This is a genomic window from Brevundimonas sp. GN22 (assembly GCF_054824005.1).
Genome location: NZ_JSYD01000027.1, coordinates 1 through 24,752 on the forward strand (window position 1 = coordinate 1; position 24,752 = coordinate 24,752).

The window sequence follows — 24,752 nt, forward strand, 5'->3', positions numbered from 1 at the left end:
CATTGGCCGCCTTGTCCATGTCCATGAAGCTGGACGGGTCCGGAAACAGAGCCCTCAAGGTCGGGTTCAGGAAATGCGGTCCGTCGTCCGCCGCGACCTCGCGCGAGGCCAACGCCCGCGACAGAGCCTCGCCCAACCCCAGAGTTTGCATATGAGCGCGTGTTATCGTCGGATCGGCCGGTCGCATACGCCAGTTGCGGCCCGACATGGATCGGCTGAAACCGAGAAACGGTTGCGGGGTCAGGTCATCCGCCATTGCGGTCTTTCATTTCCTCGAACGAGTGGCCACCCGCAAGGTGGCATCAGCATCGCAAGGCGACGCTGATTCTAGGGTGAACATAAGAAGACGACAAAGTCGGTCGCAGTCCGCTTTAGCGCAGCGGACGATCTACCGGTGGCGGTGCCTTGGCCCGTTGCCGCAGCGATTGAGCGAACGCTTCGATTTCAGCGGGCGTGCTGAGGGTCGGTATTTCCACACGATCTTGGGCGATACGCTGACGCAACGAAGCCGCATACTGCTCGGCGTCGTCATCGAGCGTCCAGTCGATGGCGCTGATTTGACGGTTTAAACCCGCCTGCGATTGTTCGAGCTGGTTTACGGCCGTACGCACATAGGCGGGCGTCGGCACATTCACGGGCGCAGGTGGAAAGTCTTCCAAACGCGGATAGTCACGCTTTTGCGCCACTTTTTGCTCGATCTCGGCGACCAGTGGCGAGGACGGATCCGTCGGCGGATTCGTGGCACAGGCCGACACTGCGCCGCAAACTGCGACAACAGCGATCGACCGAAGCGAGAATTTCACAAGATACGCGTTCATTTCACCTACCTACATATGCCAACATGCGGCTGTGAGAAAGGCGCGAGACTGCTTGGCGCCTCCGGGAGGACGGGTAATGGCTAAAGCTGCAACACCGACCACGCGTAAAAAGGCTGCGCCAAAACGCAGTTCCAAGCCCGCTGTGGGCACGCCAGAGGGCCAGACCCAAGCCCCCTCGCCGGAAGAAGCCGCCGACCAACGCCAGCCCCAAGGACTGGGGCAGGACCACATCCAACAGATCGAGCAGTTGTCGCTCAATCTGGCCAAGGCGGCGATGCTGGCCCAGTCCGCTGTAGCCGAAGCCGCCCTCACCCAAGCCGATCGTCCAGCAGCGCTCAGCGCCGATCCCTTCAATGTCACCCCCGCCATGGGGGCGGTGATGACCAGTCTGGCCGCCAAGCCGGAAAAACTGTTCCAGGCCCAGGCAGACCTGTTCAATCGTTACATGGGGCTTTGGTCCTCGGCGACCCGTCGGGCATGGGGTCAGGAAGACGAGACGCCCCCCGCAACCGACAAACGGTTCCGCGACCCTGCGTGGTCCGAGAACCCGCTGTTCGATATGATGCGCCAGTCGTATCTTACCACATCCGACTGGATGAATAACCTTGTCGCCAGCGCCGAGGACATTGATCCCAAGGTCAAACGCCAGGCCCAGTTCTTTACCCGCCTGCTGACCGATGCCCTGTCGCCGGCCAACTTTCTCGCCTCCAATCCGGTGGCCCTCAAGGCCCTGACGGAAACCAATGGCGAGTCGTTGGTGCGCGGCATGCAGAACTTCGCCTCGGATCTGGAGCGCGGGCGCGGACGGCTCTCTATCCGCCAGACTGACGACAGCAACTTCAAGGTCGGAGAGACGGTCGCCACCACTCCGGGTCAGGTGGTTTGGCGCGATGAACTGTTCGAGCTGCTGCAATACGCGCCTACAACCGAGCAGCAGCACTCCATTCCGCTGCTGATTTTCCCGCCCTGGATCAATAAATTCTACATTCTGGATCTGCAGCCGTCGAACTCGATGGTCCGCTGGCTGACCGCTCAGGGCTTCTCTGTATTCATCTGCTCGTGGGTCAATCCGGACAAGGACAAGGCCTCGCTGGGCTTTGACGACTATCTGGAAAAAGGCATCTATCGCGCAATCGAAAAGGTGCTGGAGCAGACGGGTCAAAAGACTACCAACACCGTGGGCTACTGCATCGGCGGAACCTTGCTGGGGGCCGCCTTGGCCCATGCCGCTGCCAATAAGGATACGCGCATCAACAGCGCGACCTTCTTCGCGGCACAGCACGACTTTTCCGAAGCAGGCGATCTGACGCTGTTCACGGACGAGCACTGGCTGGCCGAGATTGAGCGCCAAATGGATGAGGCTGGCGGCGTATTGCCCAGCACGACCATGGCCGAGACCTTCAATGCATTGCGCAGCAATGACCTGATCTGGTCGTTCTTTGTATCCAACTATCTGATGGGCAAATCCCCGCAGGCCTTTGACCTGCTGGCGTGGAACTCCGATCAGACGCGGATGCCAAAGGCGCTTCATCTGGCCTATCTGCGCTTGATGTACGGGCAGAACTCGCTGGCCAAGGGCGAGCTGACGTTGAAGGGGACGCCTATCAAGCTGGATCAGGTAAAAATCCCGCTTTATTTCCAGGCCAGCCGCGAAGATCACATCGCTCCTATGCGCTCGGTCTACCGGTCGGCCAAACTGTTTGGCGGCCCAGTCACCTTTACGTTGGCGGGATCGGGTCACATCGCCGGGGTCATCAACCACCCCGACGCTGTGAAATATCAGCACTGGACCAACAGTGCCCTTCCCGAAACGGTCGAAGAATGGCAAGCCGACGCCGAAGCACACCCAGGCAGTTGGTGGCCACACTGGGCCAATTGGCTGGCGGGTCACTCTGGAAAAATGGTCACCGCGCGTGATCCGCAAAAGGGGCCCCTCGCCCCTCTCGAGCCGGCACCCGGCTCCTACGTTAAGGTAAAGTCTTGATGCGTTTAGAACCCAATGCCCTGCTAGCCGTCACAACGGGTTGCTCGCTGGGCGTTTTGATCGGCAGCGCCGCGATATTCGGTGCGCCCGGCCTGCTGCTGAAATATGTGATCATTGCGGTCATCGTGACGGCCGCCTTCCCGCCGCTCAACGCCATAATGCGCCGTCGCATGGGTCTGCCCACGACTAAAATCATCACGTTGGAATCCGAGCGCTCGGCCATGTGGGCCACGCTGTATCCCGCGATGATTACCCTGCTGGCGATCGTGCCGCTTATTTTCAGCGGACGCGACTATGGCATCCTCATCATCGTGGGTGCCGTCTGGTTCGGCGGAACCATCAGTTCGGCCCTGCTTGAACGAAAAGAGTCCCATTAAAGAATAAAGCGCCGGAGGCTGAACCTCCGGCGCTTTTCTAATGGGTCATCAGCCTCGTGGGCCCGAACTGAAGATACGCGGGCGCGACCGGCGAACCAACCAGAGGTTCAAAGTGGCGATACCAAGCACGAGCGCGGCAATCGCCTGGTGCAGAACACCCAGGGTGATCGGCACCGCGTACATCAGTGTCGCGATACCAAGGATGGCCTGCACCCACACAGCCGCCGCCAGCAGATAGGCCGAAACGCCCGATCCTTCCGCGATACGCCAGCGCCATGCATTGACGGCGTAAAGCGTCACCGCGGCCAACAGGCCATAGGCTACGAGGCGGTGGTTGAACTGGACCAACCCCTGATCATGCAGGAAGGCCAGCCCACCCATGCCCCACTCGACCGGCGGGAACACGGCACCGTTCATCAAAGGCCAGTCGGTATAGACCATGCCGGCCTTGGAGCCTGCGACCAGCGCGCCCAGAAGGCATTGCACGAAGACAAGCACCAGCAATGCCGTTGCACCCATCGTCCAGCCACGCGGCGCGCGGTTGAACTCTTCACCGGACCAAGCTTCGAGAGCAGTCCAGATCAGCGCGGCGAAAATCAGGAACGCCAGCCCAAGGTGCACGGCCAACCGCTCGGGAGCCACATCGACGCGCTCGCTCAAGCCCGAACTGACCATCCACCATCCGATCAGGCCTTGAAGCGCGCCCAGACCCAGCAGGACGACACTGCGCCAGATCAGGCGGCGCGGTATCATGCGCATAACAAGGAAGGCGATGAACGGAATTGCGAACACAGCCCCGATCAGACGCCCGATGACGCGGTGTAGCCACTCCCACCAGAATATCCCCTGGAATTCCTGAAGCGTCATACCAGCGTTGACCAACTGGTACTGCGGAATGGCCTTGTACTTCTCGAAGGCCAACATCCATTGCTCGTGATTCAGCGGCGGAATGGTGCCCATGATGGGCTTCCATTCAGTGATGGACAGACCCGATCCGGTCAGCCGCGTCACACCGCCTACGACCACCATGGCGAACACCATGGCAGCACAAACGAACAACCAGACAGCCACAGCGCGGCTGCGCGTAGATTCACCAAAACGCATCATTCGACGCCTGCTCTTTGCCCCGATATGGAGACCGCCTATCGTCTTACGGTCGTGAGAGGGGTATGCCCCTGACTCGCGGCGATTTCGAGTCGCATTCGTCAGCCTAAGCGTCACGGTTTGTTCAGGAGCACCTTTTTCATGCCGTACATTGAGATGGCCGCAACGGCTGTGGTTGCTGTCGCACTGGCCTGGCTGGCCGATATTGTGACCGGACGACGAGATCTGCCGGGCTTCATCGTGGTCGCCCTGACTGGCGCGGCGGGTGGTGCCTTCCTGACACTGCGCGTCTTTGCCTTGAGCACCATCGATAGCTGGCTATGGCCCATGGGTGCCGCCATCGGTGCCGTTGCCGCCATCGTTCTTTATTTCCTGTTCCGGAAACAACGCTAATGAACCCGCGCCTGAAACGTTTCATCGCCACGGTCGGCGTTCTGGCGTTCCTCACCTTCTGGGTCTGGGGTGCGGTTACGCTGAACGGGTTTCTACCCGACATCTGGTGGGTCGATCTGATCTTCTTCACCGTTGCCGGTATCGGTTGGGGCGTGCCTCTCATTCCCCTTCTGCGTTGGGCTGAGCGGGACTAGGTCATAGGCTTCGCGCTAAGGGCGCGTTTCGAGGCACCTATACATACCCACGGTTGTGGAGTTACAGATCGACATCAATAGCGTAGCTTGAGTTGGTTTCTGACGGGGGGCCATCAGGAGACGTCGATGTCTGCACTCCTACGCGCTGGTTACAGCGATCTACCGCTTCCGCCGATTGATCTGACGAACAAGATCATGGGCGGCCGCAGCATCTATGACGGCACAGTGCGCGGTGTCGGATTGGAATACGGCGATCTTGCCCAACGGATCGAGCAGCATCCGTTGTTCATCGAGGCGTGTCACAACGCCCAGCGCCGCTCGGTCATGCACTATCACCGCACCATGAACCTGTTCCTGCTAATCGCGCTCTATTTCGACAGTTTAGAGAGCAAGGACATTATAGAGTTCGGCTCCTATCGGGGCGGTAGCGCCATCTTCATGGCCACCCTGTTGGCGCGTCTCTATCCGGATGCACGCATTTTTGCCTGCGACACATTCGAAGGCATGCCACCGACCGACAAGGAACTGGATCACCACAGCGCCGGAGATTTTTCCAATTCCGACGAGGCCGAGATCAACGCCTATGCCCGGTCAATCGGGCTAACCAATCTGATCACGGTGAAAGGGCTGGTCGAGGACACTTTCCCTGCGCGGTTCGATCCGAATCACCGGTTTGGGCTGGCGCATATCGACCTCGATATCTACCACCCGATCAAATACATCCAGCACGCCATCTATCCGCAAATCGTGAAGGGCGGATACATGGTCTACGACGACGCGACCGCATCAAGCTGTATTGGCGCGACCCAGGCCGTCGAAGAATGGATCGCGCAGACCGGGGCCCGAAGCGAACAGATCTACCCCCACTTCGTATTTCGCGCACATCTTTAGAGAAGTTACCGGACAGCAAAAAGGGCACCCAAAGGTGCCCTTTTCTATGCCAGTTCCCCGGGAGGAAATGGTCGGAGCGACAGGATTCGAACCTGCGACCCCTTGACCCCCAGTCAAGTGCGCTACCAGGCTGCGCCACGCTCCGATGCGGCTTCGTATAGACGGCCAATCGGCCTACCGCAAACCAAAAAACGGCTTATGAACAATAAGCTGCGCCTAGCGCGAAAGTACCGACGTTAAGCGAGCCTGCGCCGCTTCGATCTGGACCAACACATGGGCCAGACGGCTTCGCGCAGCATCGTCAAGCGGGCGAGCCGATACCACAGCTTCGGACGCGACGTCGGACTGCGCACGCGGCGTGCGCGCCTTCTTTTCTTTGTATAGACGCTCTACCCCTTTGATCGTCATGCCTTCGTCGTGCAGCAGACGACGGATATCCTTCAAAAGTTGGATATCTTCAGGACGATAGAAGCGCCGTCCCCCAGCCCGCTTAACGGGCTGGATGACGTCCAGCTTCCCTTCCCAAAATCTCAGCACGTGCTGAGGAACACCCACCTCGTCGGCGGCTTCGGAAATGGAACGGAAAGCTTGGGGACTCTTGGACAATCTCAATCCTCGACTACGGCGTCGTGGACCCTCGACTTCATGATTTGGGATGCACGGAAGCTGATGACACGGCGCGGGTTAATCGCGGCCGGTTCGCCAGTTTTCGGGTTACGACCCATGCGGGCCCGCTTTTCCCGGACTTGAAACACGCCGAAGCCGGACAGTTTGACCGTCTCGCCGCGCTCAAGGGATTCAACCACTAACTCGAGCGTACGTTCTACTAGACCAGAGCATTCCTGGCGCGAGAGGCCCACTTCTTCGTGGACCGCATCGCACAAGTCTGCTCGGGTGAGGGTGTGCTGTGCCGTCACTTGCGTCTCCCCGTTGATCATCCGGGAATCATACAAAGCCAAAACAGCGAAAAATCAAAGCACTCTTTGCAAAATCACAGGCGGAAGGCGCAAGCGCCCCAGGTCAAACCGCCGCCCATAGCTTCGATTACGATCAAATCACCGCGTTTTATGCGGCCATCCTTGATCGCAGTATCCATAGCGAGCGGAATTGACGCAGCAGACGTGTTTGCGTGCATATCGACGGTGGAGACGACGCGATTCTCGTCCAGGCCAAGACGCTCGCCGACTCCGCGGATGATTCGTTGATTCGCTTGGTGCGGTACGAACCAGTCGATTTCCGGAATGGTGATGCCCGAAGCTTCGGTTGCAGCAACGATCGCTTCGGAAATATTCACCACAGCGTGGCGGAACACCTGATTACCGATCATGCGCAAATGACCCACGGTGCCAGTAGTGGCCGGACCGCCATCCACGTACAAAAGCTCCGACTTCGAGCCGTCGCAACGCAGGGCAAAGCCCAGCACGCCTTGATCTTCCTTGGTTCCAGCCCCTTCACGAGGTTCGAGAACAAACGCCCCTGCCCCGTCGCCGAACAGAACGCAGGTTGTGCGGTCGGACCAGTCCATCAGACGGGTCATTTCCTCGGCTCCAATGACCAGAGCGCACTTCGCGTTGCCACGCGAGATGAAGCCGTCCGCCACGCTCAACGCATAGACGAAGCCCGAGCAAACGGCCTGAACGTCAAATGCGATACCGACCGGAGCGCCCAGCTTGCTCTGGACCAGAGCAGCCGTTGCGGGGAAGGTGCTGTCGGGAGTGGTGGTGGCCACGATGATCAAATCGACGTCCGCAGCGGTCTTGCCCGCATCGGCCAGCGCGCGCTTGGCGGCTTCTACGGCCAGGTCGCTGGTCGGCTGGTCGTCAGCGGCACGGTGGCGCTGACGGATGCCGGTGCGTTCGACAATCCACTCGTCGGACGTGTCGACCGTCTTGCTCAGTTCTTCATTGGTGACGATGGTTTCGGGCAGGAAGGACCCGACCCCCGTGACGGCCGTTCTGATCAAGCTCACTCACCAGACTCCACTTCGGCCGTCGCGACGCTTTCCGCCATCTCGGCCATACGGGCCAGATTGGCACCAACCTTGGTTAGATAATCACTGCGGGCCAGATCAACAGCCACACGGATCGCATTGCCGAAACCTTCAGCGGATGCGCCGCCGTGGCTCTTCACCACCAGACCGTTCAGGCCGAGCAAAGGGCCGCCGTTGACGGTGCTGGGGTCGATCTTGCGCGACATCTGCTTCAGAGCCGGCATGGCGATCAGGGCACCGATCTTGGACTGTAGACCCGACTTCAGCGCGTCTTTCAGAAGCGCACCAATGAAGCGAGCGGTCCCCTCAGCGGTCTTAAGCGCGATATTGCCGGTAAAGCCGTCCGTCACGATGACGTCCACCGTACCCTTGGCAATGTCGTCACCTTCGACGAAGCCGTGATAGTTGATCGGCAGATGGCCCGTACGAAGCATGGCATGGGCTTCACGCACTTCGTCGTGACCCTTCATTTCTTCGGAGCCGACGTTAAGAACACCGACCGTCGGGTTCTTGGTGCCATGCACCGCCGATTGGAACGCCTCGCCCATAATGGCGAACTCGACCAATTGCTTCGCGTCACTGCCGATATTGGCACCCACGTCCAGAACCGACGTCGTGCCGCGCAACGTAGGCCACGAAGCCACGATGGCCGGACGTTCAAGGCCCGTTGATTGCATACGCAGCTGCAGTTTCGAGATTGCCATCAGCGCGCCGGTATTACCCGCCGACACGACTGCTGCCGCTTCTCCAGTTTTAACGGCCTCGATTGCATTCCACAGGCTGGAGCCTTTACCGCGACGCATGGCCGTTGCCGGCTTTTCATCCATGGCCACCACCTTGTCGGTATGGCGAATGGTGATCTGCGCGTCGGTCAGGCCGTTCTTGGCCATCTCGGCCAGAATTGCGGCCTCGTCACCATGCAACAGGAAGTGGACGCCCTCGCCGCCATAGCGGGCGCGGTAGGCTTTGACGCCACCAACAACGACCGAGGGGCCGTGATCGCCACCCATGGCGTCTAGAGAAATCAGGGTCGAGGATGCCAAAATCGTCGGGTCTCCGGCACCGCATTTCGCGGTGGATACTGGGGGATTGCGCACAAATGTCGCAGGATTGGATGCTACCAAGGCGACGCTAGGTCAACCTTCGCTCTTGTCTTTCAATGCTTTCAACGCCGCAAACGGCGAGATTTCTACCGGCTCGGGCGGCTGCACGAACACGGCACCGTCTTTGCGCGGGAACGGATCAAGCGACAGGAAAAGCTGCTCTACAGCGTATTGGCCCAGATCGATCTTGCCATCCTCGACTTCGTCGGGAAACTCGTCGTCGAGTTCGATATCAATCTCACCGTCCTCGTCGGGTTCTTCTTCGGTTATCTCGACCAGATTGACGACGAAGTTCCGATCGATGCTGACCGGAATAGGCTCCAGCGTCAGACCACAGCTCTGCACAGCCTCTGCAACCACGCGGCCCGTCATGCGCCAGCCCGATACGGTCGGGGTTACGGATACGTCAGCGGTAAAGCTGTCCAGCGACGCCAGACTCAGCGCCTTGGCAATCTTGGTACGCTGCGCGGCATCCGGCTCAAGGGTGCGGGTCAGGCCCGCGCCGATCTGATGAAGGCGGAGGGGTTCGCTGTAAGGGAGAGGAATCTCGTTCATTCGCTAATTTGCGCCCATTTGGGTTGGCGTTCAATCTCGGCAATCGTCTGGGTGGCCAAGGCTTCGTGGCTGGCGAAGGCATAACGGGCCAAAGCCTCACCCTGCTCCACATCGGACGTTTCATAGACGTTACGTGCGATCGACGCAGTCATGCCCGCCACGTCATTATCGGTAAGCGCCTTTTCGTAGCTGGCCATACGACCATAAAGCGCCTCGCCGAGCTTACGCATCTTCTTACCTACCGAAACATCGCCGACGCCAAGCTCGCGCAGAACATTGTCGAGGGCCGATACATATTGATCGAACATGGCCTGCGCCAGGTCCGCCCCGCGCTGACCGTCATGGCGCATGCGGACGAAAAGCAGCAGGACATGGAGGGTATAAAGCTCGAATCTGGCATCGATGCGGTCGGCCACGCCCAGATCGGTATAGAAGGCCGGCTGGCGAGCCTGCTCCACGGCCAGCGAATAGAGGTCTAGCGCCTCACGATGGACAGGTTTGGCTTTGAATAGTGATTTGAACATATTATTTCACGACCCTCTTTACTCCGCGACGTTGCACTAAGGCGCTACGGACGCTAGGTCAAAGAGCTCGTTTCGCAGAGGCCCATCGCAGATGCTCCGCACTAAGTCGCTTCTCGCCGTCATTTCCTTGACTGTCCTTACCGCTGCCTGCGCCCCGCGCATCACGACTCAGGGCTTTCAGGTAATCGATAATAAGCCGGACGACATCGTCGTTGGTACCGACACGCGCGAGACTGTGCTGTCCAAGTTGGGCTCGCCCTCGACCTCGTCGACGTTCGAATCAGAAAACGTCTGGTACTACGTCACCCAGGTGACCGAGCGTTACACCTACTCGACGCCTAAGGTGACCCAGCGCAACATCACCGAGATCACCTTCAACGAAGGCACCGGCGTTGTTGCGGCGGTTCGCAACGTGGATCTGGATGACGGTCTGCAGATCGCGATGATCAAGCGCGAGACCCCGACCCGTGGACGCTCGCTGACCATCCTCGAGCAGCTGCTGGGTAACGTGGGCCGTGGCCAACTGCCGCGAACCGACGAAGACGTGCCGGGCCAACAGCGCCGCGACTAAGGCTTAGGGCACTCTCAAAAGATCAAGGCTCCGATTTTATCGGGGCCTTTTCTTTGCGCGAAATCTCAGACCGGATTGCGCACACGCATGCGAGGGGTCTGTCTAACAACCTCGACCCGCAGCACGCTTCCGCGTCCAAGCTGGGTGTTGGCGATTTGCATCACCGCTGCGGCCAAGGCCCGCTCGTCCAGCCGGTTCCAGTTCCGCGCTTCACCAAGCGACCGCCGATGTCCCTCGCGGATCAGTGCGTCGCGGATCGCTGTATTCTTGGCGCGTGCCTGTTCCGGAGCCATACCGGGCTTCAAATGAAGCTTCATCTCGACAAAGACGTGGTTTCGCACCCGCCCGTCCGCGATGATCGGCAGACCGACACCGGTCAAGGTTACCCAAGCGGCCTCGGGCGGGGCAGCCGCCTCAGGTGAAGCGGTCAACGCCGCGGTCGGCGCAGCGGCCAGTATCAGAGTAAGGGCGGCGAGAGATCGAACAAGCATGCCGCGAACGTACAGCTTAGCCGTTAGCAACTGATTGCCTCAGTCGTGGGAATAGCCTGTCACTTCGGGCGTTATGTCCTGACCGCGATAACGCACGACCAGCCCCTCGCCCGCCACAACCGAGCCAATACGGGTCAGGCGCACATGACGGCGCTCGGCCTCCCGACGCAGCGCCTCTTCGGTGGAAGCCGATGCGGTGAAGAGAATTTGGTAGTCATCACCACCCGACGCCAACTGTTCCAGCGCCGCCTGCTCATCAACCCGTCCATCAAACCACGCGTCCGCAGCAGCAGAGCGCGGCGTCACCTCGAGGTCGAGAACAACGGAGCAGCCACTGGCCGCGGCGATGCGACCTGCGTCGGCCATCAACCCATCCGAGACATCGGCACTGGCACTGGCCGACTTCAGGATCACCTCGGCAAAGTCGGTTTGGGGCATGGGCGTGCGATAGACCCGCTGTAGATACTCGAGCCGGTCCTGCGCCAGATTGAGCGTGCCCTGACAGGCCTGAAGCCCCAGCCAGCCGTCGCCGATCGCTCCCGTGACAAACACAGCGTCGCCGGGACGCGCGCCGCCGCGATGCACAGCCCTGCCTGCGGGCACCCAGCCCAGCATCGTCACCGAAAATGACAACGGACCGGGGGTGCGGACCGTGTCGCCGCCTATGAGTTGAATGTCGAAAAGCGCCTGATCGCGTCGCAGCCCTGCGACAAACAGTTCGCGCTCCGGCCAGCCGCATCGTTCCGACCAATGACAGGCCAGCAGATAGCCAAATGGCACCGCACCCTTGGCCGCGATGTCGGACAGGTTCACGCGAAGCAGCTTTTGCGCCACTTCGTCCAACGGGTCTTCAGGAAGGAAGTGGACCCCTTCGACCAAGGCGTCCTTGGTGAGGATCAAGTCAAATCCCGAGCGGGACGGAAGGGCAGCGACGTCGTCAGCCAGCCCCCTCGCCCACTCGGGATGGGCCAGCGGCTTCAACAGCCGCTGAATCGTCTCGAATTCGCCTACAACGTCAATCGCGGGCATCGCGAGCCACAGCGTCCAGCGCTGCGTTCACGAACTTGGCCTCTGCATCGTCGAAGAAGGCCTTAGCCAGCTCGACATACTCGTCGATGACGATTTCCAGTGGCACTTCGGATTTGTGCTTCAGTTCCCACGTGCCGCAACGCAGCAGCGCACGAACGGTCGAGTCCAGACGCTCCATGCGCCAGTTCGACGCCAGATGCGCCTTCACCAGCGTGTCGATAGCGGCCTGATCCTCAACCACACCGCGTACGATGTCCGCGAAGTAGTCTTCGTCGGCTTCAGCCAGCGTTTGACCCTCGATATCACCATCGAAGCGGAAGTTGCGGAACTCGCGGACCACCTTCTCGACCGGCTCGCCGACCAGTTCCATCTGGTACAGCGCCTGAACGGCAGCCAGACGGGACACGGTACGGGCGCGGCGCTGACGGCTGGTCAGTTGCGGTTCGGCATTTGCCTTATCCGCCTCGGCCAGTTGGGCCATGACTTCGGCAACGGTTGCGGGTTTGGGGGCGTCCGTCACGAAGCCAGTCCTTTGGTTAGTCGTTTACGCAGGTTGATTAGGTCCAGGCAGGCACGGGCTGCAAAGCCGCCCTTATCTGCTTCCGAACGCTTGGCGCGGTGCCAGGCTTGATCTTCGTCTTCGGTCGTCAGAATACCGTTACCAATGGCCAGGCCCTTGAGGCCCAACTCCATGATACCGGCGGCCGATTGGTCGGCGACGATCTCGAAGTGGTAGGTTTCACCACGAATGATGGTGCCCAGCGCGACATAGCCGTCATAGCGCGGTGCGGTCGGCAGTTTACCTGCCTCATTAGCCATGGCGATTACAGTCGGGATTTCGAGTGCGCCCGGTACGGTAACAACGTCAAATTCGACGCCTTGCGAACGCAGAGCATCGGTTGCGCCGTCCAGCAGCGCATCAGCGAGATCGTCGTAGAAGCGTGCCTCGACAATGAGGACGCGATAAGGATCGGTCAGGATTGGTCTTCTCCGTCCATATCGCACCAGCCGACAATACGAAGGCCGTAGCCATCGAGCGCCGTCGGGTTGGGGCGGTTGGAACTCATAACAGTCATGTCGCGCACGCCCAGATCCAGCAAGATCTGCGCGCCCACGCCGTAATTTTTAAGGGCTCTATCAGCTGCCGCAGGTTGGTCGCCACCGACCAGACGCTCCGAAAGCCTGTGAAGGCCCGGATCGCGCAAAAATACGGCAACGGCAGGGCCGTTGTGCTCGCTCATAGCCTTAAGTGCGCGCGGGATATAGTCCTGACGCGCCTCGATATGGCCAAGCAGATCGGCTGCAAAGTCGATCTGGTGCATGCGAACACGGGTCACCGTGTCGGGGTTGATCTCGCCCTTGATCAGAGCGACATGCTCGTGGCCTTCGATGGTATTGCGATAGACCACCATGCGGAACGTACCGCCATAGATACTTTCGAACGGAGTATCCAGCGTGCGCTCGACGAAGCGTTCGGTTCGGCGGCGATAGGCGATCAGGTCGGCAATCGTACCGATCTTGAGCCCGTGCTTTTGTGCAAAGGCGACCAAGTCCGGCATGCGGGCCATGGTGCCGTCGTCGTTCATGATCTCGCAGATCACGCCTGCGGGGATCAGGCCAGCCATACGGCTAATGTCTACCGCAGCTTCGGTGTGACCGGTGCGAACCAGCACGCCACCCTCACGCGCGACCAGCGGGAAGATGTGACCGGGCGAGACGATGTCGTCGGCACCCTTGGTCGGATCGGCAGCTACTTGAACAGTACGCGCACGGTCAGCCGCCGAGATACCGGTCGTGACGCCTTCCTTCGCCTCGATAGAGACCGTGAAAGCCGTGCCCATGCTCTCGCGGTTTTCCGCAGCCATCGGCGGCAGGCGAAGCTGCTTGGCGCGTTCAGCCGTAACCGCCAAACAAATCAGGCCACGCGCGTGCTTGGCCATGAAGTTGATCTGGTCCGGCGTCGCGAACTGGGCCGGAATGATCACGTCGCCTTCGTTCTCGCGGTCTTCCGCATCCACGAGGATGTACGGACGGCCGTTACGGGCGTCGTCGATGATGTCTTCGATCGGGCTGATCGGGCTGTCGGGGATGGCGGACGTCAGTTGCATTATGCAGTCTCCTGCCACCGCGCGAGGTATCGCGCCAGCATATCAATCTCCAGATTGACCTTATCCCCTACCTTTAGCGTACCCAAGGTGGTCGCTTCCCAGGTGTGGGGGATGATGTTGACGCCGAATTCCTGGCCTTCGACCTCGTTCACGGTTAGCGAAGCGCCGTCGACCGTGATCGAACCTTTGGCCGCGATGAAGCGGTGCAGCGGGGCCGGAGCCTCGAAGCGGATACGGTGCGAGCCGTTCTCCGGCGTGATCGACACAACCGTGCCCAGACCGTCGACGTGGCCCGACACGATGTGACCACCTAGTTCCGAACCCAGGGTCGCCGCACGTTCCAGATTAATGCGCGAGCCTTCAGCCAACTCGCCCAGCTTGGTCTTGGACAGGGTTTCGGCCGAAACCTCGACTGCGAACCAGCCATCGCCTTTTTCTGTCACGGTCAGGCAGCAACCCGCGTGCGAAACCGATGCGCCAAGATCAATCGTCGAGGTGTCCCAGACCGTTTCGATCTCGTAACGCCAGTCGCGTTCCGTGCGGCGGACGTCGCGGACGCGCCCGATATCAGTGACAATGCCTGTGAACATACTTCATGCCTTCTCGTAGCGTTCCCACAGGTCGTCACCCAAAGGCGAAACCGCAAGACGCTTGAACCTTGGCGTATCCGAAAGTCGGTCAAAACCGAGATCAGCTACCGCTGGACGTCCCTCGTGGCCCAGCAGCACCGGAGCTCTGAACCACTCGATTACGTCGACCAGCCCTGCCTTTACAAAGGATGCGGCCACGCGGCCACCGCCTTCGATCAGAACACTGGTAATATTTCTGTCGGCTAGAGCGGCCAATACCGCCGCTGGATCAGGACGCCCCTGCCCGTCTGCCTCTACGCGAACCACCTCGGCATCACCCAGCGCCAAGGGTTCTGCCGTAGTAAGCACCAATGCGCCGGTTAGAACACGCGCATCGACGGGTGTGCGCAGACGGCTATCCAGTACGACACGCAACGGGTCGGGATGCTGTTCATCCGGTACCCGGACATTCAGTTGCGGATTGTCGCATAGCACCGTTTCAACACCGACCATGATGGCCGCATGTGCTGCACGAAGCCGATGGCCTTGCAGGCGCGACTCCGCACCCGTGATCCACTGGCTCTCACCCGACGCCATAGCGATACGGCCGTCCAGAGACGTCGCCAGTTTAAGGGTGACGCGCGGGCGCACTAGTCCAGACCGGAGCGCGGCTTGGCCTCGTCAAAGCCTTCTTCGCCGAGGAATTTGGCGAAGTCGCTGGTGTGACGGAAGTCTTTGTAAACCGAGGCGTAGCGGACATAGGCTACTTCATCGACGCTCTTGAGCGCCTTCATGATGAAGTCGCCCACGACGCTGGACTGGATTTCGGTTTCACCGAGGCTTTCCAACTGGCGCACGATGCGGCTGACCAGTTGTTCGACCTGATCCGGCTGAACCGGGCGTTTACGCAAGGCAATGCCCAACGAGCGTTCCAGCTTGTCCCTATCAAACGGGGTGCGGCGGCCATTCCGTTTCAGAATGACCAATTCACGCAGTTGAACGCGCTCGAAAGTGGTGAAGCGCCCCCCGCATTGCGGGCACGAGCGACGGCGACGGATAGCTGACCCGTCATCCGACGGTCGGCTGTCCTTCACCTGAGTGTCGCCATTTCCACAGAAGGGGCACTTCATTCAAATCAATCCCTTAGCGATAGATCGGGAAGCGATTGGTGAGCTCGCGAACCTGAGCAGCGACCGAGGCGATCACAGCCGGATCGGCTTCATCGCCACCATTCATCGACGAAACGACGTCGGCGATCCAGTGACCGATTTGGCGGAACTCGTCCTCGCCGAAGCCACGGGTCGTGCCAGCCGGCGTGCCCAGACGGATGCCCGAGGTGACGGTGAACGGAGCCGTGTCGAACGGCACGCCGTTCTTGTTGCAGGTCATCAGAGCCTTTTCGAGCTCATGCTCGGTGGCCTTGCCGGTCACGCCCTTCGGACGCAGATCGACCAGCATCAGGTGGCTGTCGGTGCCGCCGGTGACGATGGCCAGACCGCGCTCGATCAGGACTTCCGACAGAGCCTTGGCGTTCTTCACGACTTGCTGGGCATAGAGCTTGAACTCCGGCTTCAGTGCTTCACCGAAGGCCACAGCCTTACCGGCGATGACGTGCTCCAGCGGGCCGCCTTGCAGGCCCGGGAAGACTGCCGAGTTGATCTTCTTACCCAGATCCACGTCGTTCGACAGGATCATACCGCCGCGCGGACCGCGCAGGGTCTTATGGGTCGTGGTGGTGACGACGTGGGCGTGCGGCAGCGGGTCAGGATAAACGCCACCGGCGATCAGACCGGCATAGTGCGCCATGTCGACCATCAGGTAAGCGCCGACGCTATCAGCGATTTCGCGGAAGCGCTTGAAGTCAATCTCGCGCGCATAAGCCGAAGCGCCGGCGAGGATCAGCTTCGGCTTCTCGCGCTCGGCCATTTCGGCAACGTTGTCGTAGTCGATGGTGTGGTCGTCTTCACGGACCTTATAGGTCACCGGACGGAACCACTTGCCCGACTGGTTGGCGGGCGAGCCGTGGGTCAGGTGACCACCACAAGCCAGATCCATGCCGAGGAAGGTGTCGCCCGGCTGCAGCAGGGCGAAGAACACAGCTTGGTTAGCCTGTGCGCCCGAGTGCGGTTGAACGTTCGCGAATTGGGCTCCGAACAGCTTCTTGGCGCGCTCGCGGGCCAGATCTTCGGTGATGTCGACGAACTCGCAGCCACCATAGTAGCGACGACCCGGATAGCCTTCGGCGTATTTGTTGGTCAGGACCGAACCCTGAGCGTCCAGCACCGCCTTCGAGACGATGTTTTCAGAAGCGATCAGCTCGATCTGCTCCTGCTGGCGACCCAGCTCGCTTTGAATGCCGCCGAAAATCTCCGGATCTGCGTCGGCCAGAGATTTGGTGAAATAGGAGTCGTGGGTGAAGGCGGTCACTGTGAGAATCCCGAAGGCTGTGGGGAAAACGGTGCTCCTATCTAGGCCGCGTCGTCTCTAACCACAATATCTAAGGGCAAGGTTGGCACCCTACCCCATTATATCGCGTGCCGAGTACCGTTTGAGCTCCGCCAGTCGGCCAGATCAGCCCGACGTCATAGCCAGCGCACGCCGCAGCTTTGCGATAGCGACACGCTCCACGCCTCTGGGATCGTTGGCCGGGCCCATCGCGCTCACTTCACGGCCTGTGGCGACGTGAACTGCGGAGCATTTCAAATATGTGCCGTTACGAACGAACTCGACGATCACTTCGCCGAGTTCGCCAGTGTTCGTGTTCACGCAGCGACCGGTTGACGCGCGACGTTGCAGTGCGAGAACAGCTTGTCCATCGCGTCGACCAGCTTGTCCATCATGTCGTCGTCATGGTTGGGCGACGGGGTAAAGCGCAGACGCTCGGTCCCCTTGGGCACGGTCGGATAGTTGATCGGCTGAACATAGATGCCGTACTCGTCCAGCAGCATGTCCGAAATCTTCTTGCAGTGGACCGGATTGCCGACCAGCACCGGAACGATGTGGCTCTCCGACGGCATGACCGGAAGGCCTGCAGCGGCGAAACGGTCTTTCAAGGCCTGAGCGCGTTCCTGATGCTGCGCACGCAGTTCAGGATGTGCCTTTAAGTGGCGCACCGACGCCAGTGCACCAGCGGTTAGTGCCGGCGGCAGCGAGGTCGTGAAGATGAAGCCCGAAGCCCACGAGCGCACAGCATCGATAATCACCGCGTCGGCCGCGATATAGCCGCCCATGACGCCGATGGCCTTACCCATGGTGCATTCAATGATGTCGATCTCGGCCAGAACACCGTCGCGCTCGGCCACGCCTGCGCCGGTCGCGCCGTACAGGCCAACCGCATGGACTTCGTCTAGATAGGTCATGGCGTTGTATTTGCGGGCCAGCGCAATGGTCGCCTTCAGGTCAGCAATGTCGCCGTCCATCGAATAGACCGACTCAAACGCGATCAGCTTCGGCGCATCGGCAGGCGCTGCGGCCAGCAGTTCTTCCAGATGCGCCAGATCGTTGTGACGGAAGATGTGACGCGGGCCACCGCCGTGACGAATGCCTTCGATCATCGAAGCATGGTTCAGGGCGTCAGAGAAAATGATCAGGCCCGGCAGGATTTTCTGAAGCGTCGAAAGCGTCGCTTCATTGCCAACGTAACCCGAGGTGAAAAGAAGCGCGGCTTCCTTCTGGTGCCAGCTCGCCAGTTCAGCTTCTAGATCAACAGCCGAACGCGTCGTACCCGAGATGTTGCGGGTGCCACCGGCACCGGCACCAACACTGTCCAGCGCTTCGTGCATAGCCTCCAGAACAACCGGATGCTGGCCCATGCCCAGATAGTCGTTCGAGCACCAGATGACGACGTCTTGTTCGGTGCCATCTTCACGACGGCGTACAGCCTTCGGGAATTCTCCACGCACGCGTTTCAGGTCCGCGAACACGCGATAGCGGCCCTCGGTACGTACCTGCTCTACAGAGTTTTGAAAGGCGGATTTATAGTCGAACAAGACTGCGTTTCTTTTCTTTATAAAGGCGTTAGCTTATTTGCGCTCTTGATAACCGCTTGTCCACGTTAGCGGCAGGACAAAATGACCCAGTTCGACCAACTGATAACGGTTCGCAGCCAAGGTTAGGGAAACAGACCGGATTTCAAGGTGAAAGATGACGTTTCACGCTGTGTTTTGCGTGACAACGTCGATTGCGTTAGCAACCGCGTCTGAGTTCCAAGGACACTACCCATGAGCATTCCTCCCTATCAGCCCGCCGCCTTCCCCTATGCGCGTCCGCGTCGTCTGCGCACGGCACCGTGGGTGCGTCGTCTGGTTGCTGAAACTACGCTCAACCCGTCCGACCTCATCTGGCCGATCGTCGTACATGACGGCGAAGATGACAAAGTCGCCGTACCTTCCATGCCCGGGATGTTCCGACTGTCGCGCAAAGAAGCGGTTAATGCCGCTCTGGAAGCCCGCGATCTGGGCATCCCGATGATCGCCCTGTTCCCCAACATCGCCCACACGCCCAAGGACAATGTTGGCACCGGCGCGACCGATCCGGACGGACTGATCCCGGAAGTGATCCGCGCTATGAAGGATGCGGCTCCTGAAGTCGGCATCATGACCGACGTCGCGCTCGACTGTTACACCGACCACGGCCACGACGGCGTGATGGAAGGCAACAAGATTCTGAACGACGCGACCATCGAGCGTCTGGAAGAGCAAGCCTTCATCCACGCCCACGCCGGCGCGGACGCTGTTGCTCCATCGGACATGATGGACGGCCGCATTCAGGCGATCCGCAATGCGCTGGAGTCCAACGGCTATTCGGACACGATGATCATCGCTTATGCGGCCAAGTTCGCCTCGGCCTTCTACGGGCCGTATCGCGATGCTGTGGGTTCGTCGAAGTCGCTGACCGGCGACAAGAAGACCTATCAGATGGACTTTGCGAACACCGAAGAAGCCCTTCGTGAGGTCGCCATGGACATTTCCGAAGGTGCCGACGCCGTCATCGTCAAACCGGGCATGGCCTATCTGGACATCGTCCAGCGCGTCACCTCGACTTTCCACGTACCGACCTTCGCCTATCAGGTGTCGGGCGAGTACGCGATGTTGCAGGCCGCCATTGCCAATGGCTGGCTGGACGGTGACCGCGTTATTCTGGAAAGCCTGCACGCGTTCAAACGCGCCGGTGCCAGCGGCATCATCAGCTATTTCGCGCCGACCGCAGCGCGCATGATGGGGGCTTAATAGCCCCGTCGCCTACGTGTCAGGCTGTCGGATCGACGGCCTGACCGTATTTGCCCCGGAAATAGGTCAAGGCGTCGCCGGGACGCGTTTCAAAGCCAACCACATGACCTACGATCACCAGATGGTCTCCCATGACGATCCGGTCGTGTGTGACGCAATCCAGTCGGGTCACGGCATTGCGCAATCGCGGAGGTTCGGGGTTTCCGGTCTCGAACTCGGTCTCGGACAACCGCGCCACGCCCCATGCAAAGCGGTCGGACATGGCCTGATCCTCGACCGGCAGGACGTGCACCGCAAACCGGTCCGCCGCTGCGAAGGCATCATGGCGATCGGACTTGATGTCCATGCACCACAGCACCAGCGGCGGGTCGAGCGACACCGATGTGAACGAGTTTACGGTAATGCCCAAGGCACCGTCGACTGTATGCGCGGTCACCACGCACACGCCTGTGGCGAAACCTCCCAGCGCTTGACGATAGGCACGCGGGTCAAACTCGGCGGTATTTTCAGGCAATCCGGTCACGCTCCCTGACTAGGCCGCACGGCTTCACGCGGCAAGTCCAACTGCATAAAGCGCAACCGCTTCTTAACGCCCGCCATGACATTAAGCCTTACAAATAAGGTTAAGGTTGCGGAACTATGGCGCAGAGCGATCGGCCAATTCTGATCAAAAAGGTCAAGAAGGTTCAGGGCGGCGGTCACCACGGTGGCGCGTGGAAGGTGGCCTATGCCGACTTCGTCACCGCCATGATGGCCTTTTTCCTGCTGATGTGGCTGATCAACACGACCGATCCGGAGCAAAAGCGCGGCATTGCCGAATATTTCGCGCCATCGTCCGTGTCTGCGTCCAGCTCCGGTTCGGGGGGTATTCTGGGCGGCACCTCTTTAGGTGACGACGAAGGTGCCAAGGGTGCGGGCTCCAACACCGTAATCGAGCAACTGGCTCCGCCTGCGCCGGAATCGCCGGAGGCCGCCGGTCAATCGTCCGATCTGGCCTCCGCCAGCGAAGCGGCGCTTCGGGCCGAGATTGCCCGCCGCGAGGCCGCCGACTTTGCCAGCGCCGCCGAATCCTTGCGCCAAGCCATGCAGTCGATGCCGGAACTGGCCGAACTGTCCAAACAGTTGATCATCGACCAGACCCCCGAAGGCCTGCGTATCCAACTGGTGGACCAGGAAGGCCGTTCGATGTTCGAGAACGGCTCGGCTCGCCCCAATGCGCGGGCTCAAACCCTGCTTCGTGCTGTGGCCCGTGTGATCAACCGCCTACCGAACCGGATTACCATTTCGGGCCACACCAGCGCCGTGGCAGGCTCCAACCGCGCCAGCGCCGCCGGTGACTGGCCGCTGTCCGCCAGCCGGGCTGACGCCTCGCGCCAGATCCTGCAGTCGTCGGGCGTAAATACCGACCGCATTTATTCGGTTGCGGGCAAGGCAGGCTCAGACCCGCTTTATCCGGATGATCCCTCGCTGGCCGGAAACCGTCGCATCGCCATCGTGCTGCTGCGTGAAGCGCCTGTTCTTCCTCGCGATACAAGCCTCTAGGATGATGCTGCCCCCTTGCGAAATCTTCGTCGGGGGGCGCAGTATCTTTCCATGACCGAGCACGTCTCCACGCGTCAGTTGAAATTCTATGTGACGGCCGAAGCGCCCTGCCCCTATCTGGCAGGAAAGATGGAGAAGAAGGTCTTCGTCCATCTGCCCTATGCCGATGGCGCAGCGGTCAACGACGCCCTCTCCCACGCCGGTTTCCGGCGCAGCCAGAACATTGCCTATCGACCATCGTGCGAGACTTGCGCGGCCTGTGTATCGGTCCGTATTCCGGTCCACGCCTATGTGATGAACCGCACTGACCGGAAGGTGCGAAACCGCAATCAGGACCTTGTTCGCCGTGTGGTCGATCCGATTGCCACGGCCGAGCAGTATGACCTGCTGAAGGCCTATCTCGCGGCCCGCCACCCCGGCGGCGGCATGAACGAGATGAGCGAGAGCGACTTTGTCACCATGGTTGAGGACAGCAGTGTCCGCACGCACGTGGTCGAATACCGGCTCCCAGAGGCAGAAGGCGAGCGAGGTCGCCTTGTCGGCTTTGCCATCATCGACCTGCTAGCTGATGGCCTGTCCATGGTTTACAGCGCCTATGATCCAGAACTGCCCAATCGCAGCCTTGGACGGTTCATCGTGCTGGATCATTTGCATCAGTCCAGCGCGGTGGCCCTGCCCTACCTTTATCTCGGCTATTGGGTGAAGGGCGCACCGACAATGGACTATAAGGCGCAATACCAACCGCTGGAGGGTCTGACCCTCTTTGGCTGGCAAACGCTCCAGATCGACTAGGTCGTCGGCACGGCAGTCGCGAGGCCGGTCTGGTACGGGTCGTAGTCGCGTCCACCCGAAAACTCGATCAAGGCAGCAACCCGGCGTTCGATCGGGGGATGGGTCGCGAACAAGCCCGCAAACCCGCTTTTATCGGTCGTGTTGTCCAAAAACATGCCGCGCAGTTCCTCGGGTGCTTCGATAGCAGAATGGCCGGAGACCTTTCGCAGGGCCGAGATCATCGCGTCGGGATTTTTCGTCAGTTCCACCGCGCCGGCATCCGCCACATACTCCCGCGTGCGCGACAGCGACATACGGATCAAAAACGCCAGCCCGTATCCCACCACACCGATCGCCAGACCAATCAGCATCAAGGGGGCCGCGTTCTTCCCCCGACCGCCACCGCGCGACCTGAACAGACCGCGAAATATCAATTCGGCCACAACGCTGATGATCCCCGCAAAAATCGACGCAATGACCATGGTGCGCACATCACGGTTCAATATGTGCGTCAGTTCATGCGCCAGCACGCACTCCAGCTCGTCGCGGCCCAACACATTCATAAGCCCGCGGGTAACGGTGACCGTATATTGCCCGTCCCGCAGACCCGACGCATAGGCGTTCAAGCCATGCGTCTCGATGATCCGTAGAGCAGGCATTGTGATGCCGCGTGAAATGCACAGATTTTCCAGCAAGTTGTAAAGCTCGGGCTCTTCCCCGCGAGCCACGCGCCGAGCGCCTGTGATGGCATCGATCATGCTCTGGTGCCCGAAATAGGCCACCACGAACCATATCACCGACACCACGACCGCGAGCGGAATGCTGGCTATAGTGTTGCGGCTCGCAAGTGCCAGATCATCGGCCAGTCCCCCCCCGGACGAGCCCACCAGACCGCTGCCCATGGCTAGAACATTGACGGCAAATACCAGCATCACCAGCAGCACGGGAAACCCGGCCAGCAGCAATGCCGAACGGGTATTATTCTGCCAGATGAAGGTCTTGATACCGACGGCTGGGCCGAACCCGATCATCGCGGTGTCAGAACTTGAGCGCTGGAGGAGCTTCGTTCAGCGCCGCGCGCTCTGCGGAGCCGACATCGAAGAAGGCCTTATCCGAACCGAAGCCGAACATGCCCGCGAACAGCACAGTCGGGAACTGACGCCGCACCGAGTTGAACTCGTTGATCGAGTTGTTGAAGAAGCGACGGGCCGCCGCCAGCTTGTTCTCGATGTCCGATAGTTCGGACTGAAGCTGCTGAAAATTGGAGTTGGCCTTGAGATCCGGATAGGCCTCGGACACCGCAAACAGACGCCCCAGAGCGCCCGTCAGCATGTTTTCAGCCTGAACCTTGTCTTCGACCGTGCGAGCGCCCGCAGCGGCGGCGCGGGCCTGCGTCACGGCGTCCAGCGTCCCCTTCTCGTGGTCAGCATAGCCTTTGACCGTTTCAACAAGGTTCGGGATCAGGTCTTGGCGCTGCTTCAACTGGACGTCGATGTCGGCAAACGACTGGTTCGCGGATTGGTCCAGTTTCACCAATCGGTTGTAAGCGCCCACCATCATGAAGGCCACAACGGCGATGATGGCGATAACGACGATCATGAGGATCATCGATCCCTCCTGCTCATTAATAGAACAGGATTATGCGGGCTCAGTCCGTAGATTTAAAATGACAAATCATACAGATGAGCCCGCACCATTATTTAGCGGAACTTGCGCATCCCGCGAGGGCCCTGACGACCGGCACCAGCGCGCTTGCCGAGCCATTCGCGCCAGTCGTCCCACTTGCGCTTGCGACCGCCGCCATCGACCCACTCGGGGCCAACTTCGGCATTGAAGATCGCCACGTCGGCCAAGCCGCCTTGTTTGTAGTTCTGCAGCCTGACACCCTTGCCCCGGCCCATTTCAGGCAGTTCGGCAATGGGGAAGATCAGGGTCTTGATGTTGTCGCCAATGGTTACGACGTGGTCGCCGTTGACGCGCAGCATCGACTTCATCTCGCCGTTCAGTACCTGCTTACCGCCACGCTTCTGAGCCAGAAGGTCATTTTCAGGCGCGACAAAGCCGTAACCCGCCGTCGAAGCCACCAGAAGCTTCGAATTAGGTTCGTGCGCTACGACATTGATAATATCAGCCTTTTCATCAAGATCGATCATCAGTCGCAGCGGCTCGCCATGGCCTCGACCAGACGCCAGCTTGTCGGCCCCCACCGTGAAGATGCGCCCATCAGAAGCACCGATCAGCAGCTTGTCCGTGGTGTATGCCGGAACGAGGAAGGCCAGCTTGTCGCCTTCTTTGAACTTCAGTTCCGACGGATCATCCACCTTGCCCTTGGCCGCACGGATCCAGCCCCGATCCGACAGGATGACGGTGATGGCTTCACGCGGGATGAAGGCTTCGGGTGCGACGAACGCCGAGGAATCAACGGCATCGGCCATGACGGTACGGCGCGGCGACAGCATCGCCTTGCGTACAGCCTGAAGTTCCTTGCCGATGGCCTTCCACTGCTTGGC

At 60.1% G+C, this 24,752-nt stretch carries 32 protein-coding genes, 1 tRNA gene and 1 pseudogene; 9 read left to right on the plus strand and 25 right to left on the minus strand.

Annotated elements, in window-relative coordinates:
- A pseudogene (locus tag OB03_RS04290) lies at positions 1–256 on the minus strand (single-stranded-DNA-specific exonuclease RecJ); the annotation flags it as partial.
- A gap of 115 nt (positions 257–371) precedes the next feature.
- Positions 372–818 carry a hypothetical protein gene (locus OB03_RS04295; RefSeq protein ID WP_461343324.1) on the minus strand — a complete coding sequence of 149 codons (447 nt, stop codon included), beginning with the start codon at positions 816–818 and terminating at the stop codon, positions 372–374.
- Positions 819–894: 76 nt separating this feature from the next.
- Between OB03_RS04295 and phaC the strand changes: the two genes are divergently transcribed.
- Positions 895–2,802 carry a class I poly(R)-hydroxyalkanoic acid synthase gene (phaC, locus tag OB03_RS04300; RefSeq protein WP_242913399.1) on the plus strand — a complete coding sequence of 636 codons (1,908 nt, stop codon included), beginning with the start codon at positions 895–897 and terminating at the stop codon, positions 2,800–2,802.
- Entirely contained in the window at positions 2,802–3,179 is a 378-nt protein-coding gene (locus OB03_RS04305) for a hypothetical protein (protein WP_242913398.1), read from the plus strand. The genes phaC and OB03_RS04305 overlap by 1 nt, the downstream gene beginning before the upstream one ends.
- Positions 3,180–3,227: 48 nt before the next feature.
- Here the strand turns inward: OB03_RS04305 and OB03_RS04310 are convergent, their stop codons facing one another.
- Positions 3,228–4,286 carry a COX15/CtaA family protein gene (locus tag OB03_RS04310; RefSeq protein WP_242913397.1) on the minus strand — a complete coding sequence of 353 codons (1,059 nt, stop codon included), beginning with the start codon at positions 4,284–4,286 and terminating at the stop codon, positions 3,228–3,230.
- A 138-nt stretch (positions 4,287–4,424) separates the two neighbouring features.
- Here OB03_RS04310 and OB03_RS04315 point away from each other — a divergent pair, with 138 nt between their 5' ends.
- From OB03_RS04315 to OB03_RS04325, 3 genes are all read left to right on the plus strand, one after another.
- Positions 4,425–4,676, plus strand: coding sequence for a transglycosylase (locus tag OB03_RS04315; RefSeq protein WP_242913396.1), 252 nt, complete (start codon positions 4,425–4,427; stop codon positions 4,674–4,676).
- Complete coding sequence (locus tag OB03_RS04320; protein WP_242913395.1) at positions 4,676–4,870, plus strand: DUF2842 domain-containing protein; 195 nt, start codon at positions 4,676–4,678, stop codon at positions 4,868–4,870. Before OB03_RS04315 ends, OB03_RS04320 begins: the two co-directional genes overlap by 1 nt.
- 126 nt (positions 4,871–4,996) lie before the next feature.
- Positions 4,997–5,761 carry a TylF/MycF/NovP-related O-methyltransferase gene (locus OB03_RS04325; RefSeq protein ID WP_461343325.1) on the plus strand — a complete coding sequence of 255 codons (765 nt, stop codon included), beginning with the start codon at positions 4,997–4,999 and terminating at the stop codon, positions 5,759–5,761.
- A gap of 68 nt (positions 5,762–5,829) precedes the next feature.
- Here the strand turns inward: OB03_RS04325 and OB03_RS04330 are convergent.
- From OB03_RS04330 to OB03_RS04360, 7 genes are all read right to left on the minus strand, one after another.
- Positions 5,830–5,906 (minus strand) — tRNA-Pro (locus OB03_RS04330).
- Positions 5,907–5,977: 71 nt separating this feature from the next.
- On the minus strand, positions 5,978–6,367 hold the full coding sequence (locus OB03_RS04335) for a MerR family transcriptional regulator (RefSeq protein WP_461343326.1): 390 nt from the start codon (positions 6,365–6,367) through the stop codon (positions 5,978–5,980).
- A 2-nt stretch (positions 6,368–6,369) separates the two neighbouring features.
- The gene (locus OB03_RS04340) at positions 6,370–6,678 is read right to left on the minus strand and encodes an integration host factor subunit alpha (protein ID WP_461343327.1); all 309 of its coding nucleotides are present in this window, start codon (positions 6,676–6,678) and stop codon (positions 6,370–6,372) included.
- A gap of 74 nt (positions 6,679–6,752) precedes the next feature.
- Positions 6,753–7,730: a beta-ketoacyl-ACP synthase III gene (locus tag OB03_RS04345; RefSeq protein ID WP_461343328.1), complete on the minus strand. Its 978-nt coding sequence runs from the start codon at positions 7,728–7,730 to the stop codon at positions 6,753–6,755.
- Positions 7,727–8,794, minus strand: a complete 1,068-nt coding sequence (gene plsX, locus OB03_RS04350) for a phosphate acyltransferase PlsX (protein ID WP_461343329.1) — start codon at positions 8,792–8,794, stop codon at positions 7,727–7,729. Before plsX ends, OB03_RS04345 begins: the two co-directional genes overlap by 4 nt.
- A gap of 93 nt (positions 8,795–8,887) precedes the next feature.
- On the minus strand, positions 8,888–9,409 hold the full coding sequence (locus tag OB03_RS04355) for a YceD family protein (protein ID WP_242913390.1): 522 nt from the start codon (positions 9,407–9,409) through the stop codon (positions 8,888–8,890).
- The gene (locus tag OB03_RS04360) at positions 9,406–9,933 is read right to left on the minus strand and encodes a ubiquinol-cytochrome C chaperone family protein (RefSeq protein WP_242913389.1); all 528 of its coding nucleotides are present in this window, start codon (positions 9,931–9,933) and stop codon (positions 9,406–9,408) included. The genes OB03_RS04355 and OB03_RS04360 overlap by 4 nt, the downstream gene beginning before the upstream one ends.
- 127 nt (positions 9,934–10,060) lie before the next feature.
- On the opposite strand from OB03_RS04360, the gene OB03_RS04365 reads away from it, so the two are divergent.
- Positions 10,061–10,504 carry an outer membrane protein assembly factor BamE gene (locus tag OB03_RS04365; RefSeq protein ID WP_242913388.1) on the plus strand — a complete coding sequence of 148 codons (444 nt, stop codon included), beginning with the start codon at positions 10,061–10,063 and terminating at the stop codon, positions 10,502–10,504.
- Between the two features lie 65 nt (positions 10,505–10,569).
- Here OB03_RS04365 and OB03_RS04370 read toward each other — a convergent pair whose 3' ends face one another.
- The 11 genes from OB03_RS04370 to hemA all read right to left on the minus strand — a co-directional run bounded on the left by OB03_RS04370 (position 10,570) and on the right by hemA (position 18,690).
- Positions 10,570–10,995 carry a hypothetical protein gene (locus OB03_RS04370; RefSeq protein ID WP_461343330.1) on the minus strand — a complete coding sequence of 142 codons (426 nt, stop codon included), beginning with the start codon at positions 10,993–10,995 and terminating at the stop codon, positions 10,570–10,572.
- 39 nt (positions 10,996–11,034) lie between these two features.
- Positions 11,035–12,024, minus strand: a complete 990-nt coding sequence (thiL, locus tag OB03_RS04375) for a thiamine-phosphate kinase (RefSeq protein WP_242913386.1) — start codon at positions 12,022–12,024, stop codon at positions 11,035–11,037.
- Positions 12,011–12,505 carry a transcription antitermination factor NusB gene (gene nusB / locus OB03_RS04380; RefSeq protein ID WP_242913612.1) on the minus strand — a complete coding sequence of 165 codons (495 nt, stop codon included), beginning with the start codon at positions 12,503–12,505 and terminating at the stop codon, positions 12,011–12,013. Before nusB ends, thiL begins: the two co-directional genes overlap by 14 nt.
- 35 nt (positions 12,506–12,540) lie before the next feature.
- Positions 12,541–13,029 carry a 6,7-dimethyl-8-ribityllumazine synthase gene (gene ribH, locus OB03_RS04385; RefSeq protein WP_427846568.1) on the minus strand — a complete coding sequence of 163 codons (489 nt, stop codon included), beginning with the start codon at positions 13,027–13,029 and terminating at the stop codon, positions 12,541–12,543.
- The gene (gene ribB, locus OB03_RS04390; protein WP_242913385.1) at positions 12,999–14,132 is read right to left on the minus strand and encodes a 3,4-dihydroxy-2-butanone-4-phosphate synthase; all 1,134 of its coding nucleotides are present in this window, start codon (positions 14,130–14,132) and stop codon (positions 12,999–13,001) included. The genes ribH and ribB overlap by 31 nt, the downstream gene beginning before the upstream one ends.
- Positions 14,132–14,722, minus strand: a complete 591-nt coding sequence (locus tag OB03_RS04395) for a riboflavin synthase (RefSeq protein ID WP_461343331.1) — start codon at positions 14,720–14,722, stop codon at positions 14,132–14,134. The genes ribB and OB03_RS04395 overlap by 1 nt, the downstream gene beginning before the upstream one ends.
- 3 nt (positions 14,723–14,725) lie before the next feature.
- Positions 14,726–15,352 (minus strand): RibD family protein, encoded by a 627-nt coding sequence (locus OB03_RS04400; RefSeq protein WP_242913383.1) that lies wholly within the window; start codon positions 15,350–15,352, stop codon positions 14,726–14,728.
- Positions 15,352–15,831, minus strand: coding sequence for a transcriptional regulator NrdR (gene nrdR, locus OB03_RS04405; protein ID WP_242913382.1), 480 nt, complete (start codon positions 15,829–15,831; stop codon positions 15,352–15,354). Before nrdR ends, OB03_RS04400 begins: the two co-directional genes overlap by 1 nt.
- Positions 15,832–15,844: 13 nt before the next feature.
- Positions 15,845–17,128 carry a serine hydroxymethyltransferase gene (gene glyA, locus OB03_RS04410; RefSeq protein ID WP_461343332.1) on the minus strand — a complete coding sequence of 428 codons (1,284 nt, stop codon included), beginning with the start codon at positions 17,126–17,128 and terminating at the stop codon, positions 15,845–15,847.
- A 144-nt stretch (positions 17,129–17,272) separates the two neighbouring features.
- Positions 17,273–17,467 carry a DUF6898 family protein gene (locus OB03_RS04415; RefSeq protein ID WP_461343333.1) on the minus strand — a complete coding sequence of 65 codons (195 nt, stop codon included), beginning with the start codon at positions 17,465–17,467 and terminating at the stop codon, positions 17,273–17,275.
- Positions 17,464–18,690, minus strand: a complete 1,227-nt coding sequence (gene hemA / locus OB03_RS04420; protein ID WP_461343334.1) for a 5-aminolevulinate synthase — start codon at positions 18,688–18,690, stop codon at positions 17,464–17,466. Before hemA ends, OB03_RS04415 begins: the two co-directional genes overlap by 4 nt.
- A gap of 231 nt (positions 18,691–18,921) precedes the next feature.
- On the opposite strand from hemA, the gene hemB reads away from it, so the two are divergent.
- Positions 18,922–19,929: a porphobilinogen synthase gene (gene hemB / locus OB03_RS04425; RefSeq protein ID WP_461343335.1), complete on the plus strand. Its 1,008-nt coding sequence runs from the start codon at positions 18,922–18,924 to the stop codon at positions 19,927–19,929.
- A 19-nt stretch (positions 19,930–19,948) separates the two neighbouring features.
- Here hemB and OB03_RS04430 read toward each other — a convergent pair whose 3' ends face one another.
- Entirely contained in the window at positions 19,949–20,452 is a 504-nt protein-coding gene (locus tag OB03_RS04430; RefSeq protein WP_461343336.1) for a flavin reductase family protein, read from the minus strand.
- Positions 20,453–20,568: 116 nt separating this feature from the next.
- On the opposite strand from OB03_RS04430, the gene OB03_RS04435 reads away from it, so the two are divergent.
- Both OB03_RS04435 and OB03_RS04440 read left to right on the plus strand, forming a co-directional pair.
- Positions 20,569–21,471: a flagellar motor protein MotB gene (locus tag OB03_RS04435; protein ID WP_242913376.1), complete on the plus strand. Its 903-nt coding sequence runs from the start codon at positions 20,569–20,571 to the stop codon at positions 21,469–21,471.
- A 51-nt stretch (positions 21,472–21,522) separates the two neighbouring features.
- Entirely contained in the window at positions 21,523–22,263 is a 741-nt protein-coding gene (locus tag OB03_RS04440) for an arginyltransferase (RefSeq protein ID WP_461343337.1), read from the plus strand.
- On the opposite strand, the gene OB03_RS04445 is transcribed toward OB03_RS04440, so the two are convergent.
- The 3 genes from OB03_RS04445 to OB03_RS04455 all read right to left on the minus strand — a co-directional run.
- Positions 22,260–23,273, minus strand: coding sequence for a M48 family metallopeptidase (locus OB03_RS04445; RefSeq protein WP_461343338.1), 1,014 nt, complete (start codon positions 23,271–23,273; stop codon positions 22,260–22,262). The two genes, OB03_RS04440 and OB03_RS04445, sit on opposite strands and share 4 nt — an antisense overlap.
- 7 nt (positions 23,274–23,280) lie before the next feature.
- On the minus strand, positions 23,281–23,850 hold the full coding sequence (locus OB03_RS04450; protein WP_242913373.1) for a LemA family protein: 570 nt from the start codon (positions 23,848–23,850) through the stop codon (positions 23,281–23,283).
- 92 nt (positions 23,851–23,942) lie between these two features.
- A partial coding sequence (locus tag OB03_RS04455) for a DNA gyrase C-terminal beta-propeller domain-containing protein (protein WP_461343339.1) occupies positions 23,943–24,752 on the minus strand: 810 nt, incomplete at its 5' end.

What these genes read in the sequence shown, in the direction of transcription:
- OB03_RS04295 (WP_461343324.1), bottom strand. Translation starts at nt 818, where the DNA reads ATGAACGCGTATCTTGTGAAATTCTCGCTTCGGTCGATCGCTGTTGTC.
- phaC (WP_242913399.1), top strand. Translation starts at nt 895, where the DNA reads ATGGCTAAAGCTGCAACACCGACCACGCGTAAAAAGGCTGCGCCAAAA.
- OB03_RS04305 (WP_242913398.1), top strand. Translation starts at nt 2,802, where the DNA reads ATGCGTTTAGAACCCAATGCCCTGCTAGCCGTCACAACGGGTTGCTCG.
- OB03_RS04310 (WP_242913397.1), bottom strand. Translation starts at nt 4,286, where the DNA reads ATGATGCGTTTTGGTGAATCTACGCGCAGCCGCGCTGTGGCTGTCTGG.
- OB03_RS04315 (WP_242913396.1), top strand. Translation starts at nt 4,425, where the DNA reads ATGCCGTACATTGAGATGGCCGCAACGGCTGTGGTTGCTGTCGCACTG.
- OB03_RS04320 (WP_242913395.1), top strand. Translation starts at nt 4,676, where the DNA reads ATGAACCCGCGCCTGAAACGTTTCATCGCCACGGTCGGCGTTCTGGCG.
- OB03_RS04325 (WP_461343325.1), top strand. Translation starts at nt 4,997, where the DNA reads ATGTCTGCACTCCTACGCGCTGGTTACAGCGATCTACCGCTTCCGCCG.
- OB03_RS04355 (WP_242913390.1), bottom strand. Translation starts at nt 9,409, where the DNA reads ATGAACGAGATTCCTCTCCCTTACAGCGAACCCCTCCGCCTTCATCAG.
- OB03_RS04360 (WP_242913389.1), bottom strand. Translation starts at nt 9,933, where the DNA reads ATGTTCAAATCACTATTCAAAGCCAAACCTGTCCATCGTGAGGCGCTA.
- OB03_RS04370 (WP_461343330.1), bottom strand. Translation starts at nt 10,995, where the DNA reads ATGCTTGTTCGATCTCTCGCCGCCCTTACTCTGATACTGGCCGCTGCG.
- thiL (WP_242913386.1), bottom strand. Translation starts at nt 12,024, where the DNA reads ATGCCCGCGATTGACGTTGTAGGCGAATTCGAGACGATTCAGCGGCTG.
- nusB (WP_242913612.1), bottom strand. Translation starts at nt 12,505, where the DNA reads ATGGCCCAACTGGCCGAGGCGGATAAGGCAAATGCCGAACCGCAACTG.
- ribB (WP_242913385.1), bottom strand. Translation starts at nt 14,132, where the DNA reads ATGCAACTGACGTCCGCCATCCCCGACAGCCCGATCAGCCCGATCGAA.
- OB03_RS04395 (WP_461343331.1), bottom strand. Translation starts at nt 14,722, where the DNA reads ATGTTCACAGGCATTGTCACTGATATCGGGCGCGTCCGCGACGTCCGC.
- nrdR (WP_242913382.1), bottom strand. Translation starts at nt 15,831, where the DNA reads ATGAAGTGCCCCTTCTGTGGAAATGGCGACACTCAGGTGAAGGACAGC.
- hemB (WP_461343335.1), top strand. Translation starts at nt 18,922, where the DNA reads ATGAGCATTCCTCCCTATCAGCCCGCCGCCTTCCCCTATGCGCGTCCG.
- OB03_RS04435 (WP_242913376.1), top strand. Translation starts at nt 20,569, where the DNA reads ATGGCGCAGAGCGATCGGCCAATTCTGATCAAAAAGGTCAAGAAGGTT.
- OB03_RS04440 (WP_461343337.1), top strand. Translation starts at nt 21,523, where the DNA reads ATGACCGAGCACGTCTCCACGCGTCAGTTGAAATTCTATGTGACGGCC.
- OB03_RS04445 (WP_461343338.1), bottom strand. Translation starts at nt 23,273, where the DNA reads ATGATCGGGTTCGGCCCAGCCGTCGGTATCAAGACCTTCATCTGGCAG.
- OB03_RS04450 (WP_242913373.1), bottom strand. Translation starts at nt 23,850, where the DNA reads ATGATCCTCATGATCGTCGTTATCGCCATCATCGCCGTTGTGGCCTTC.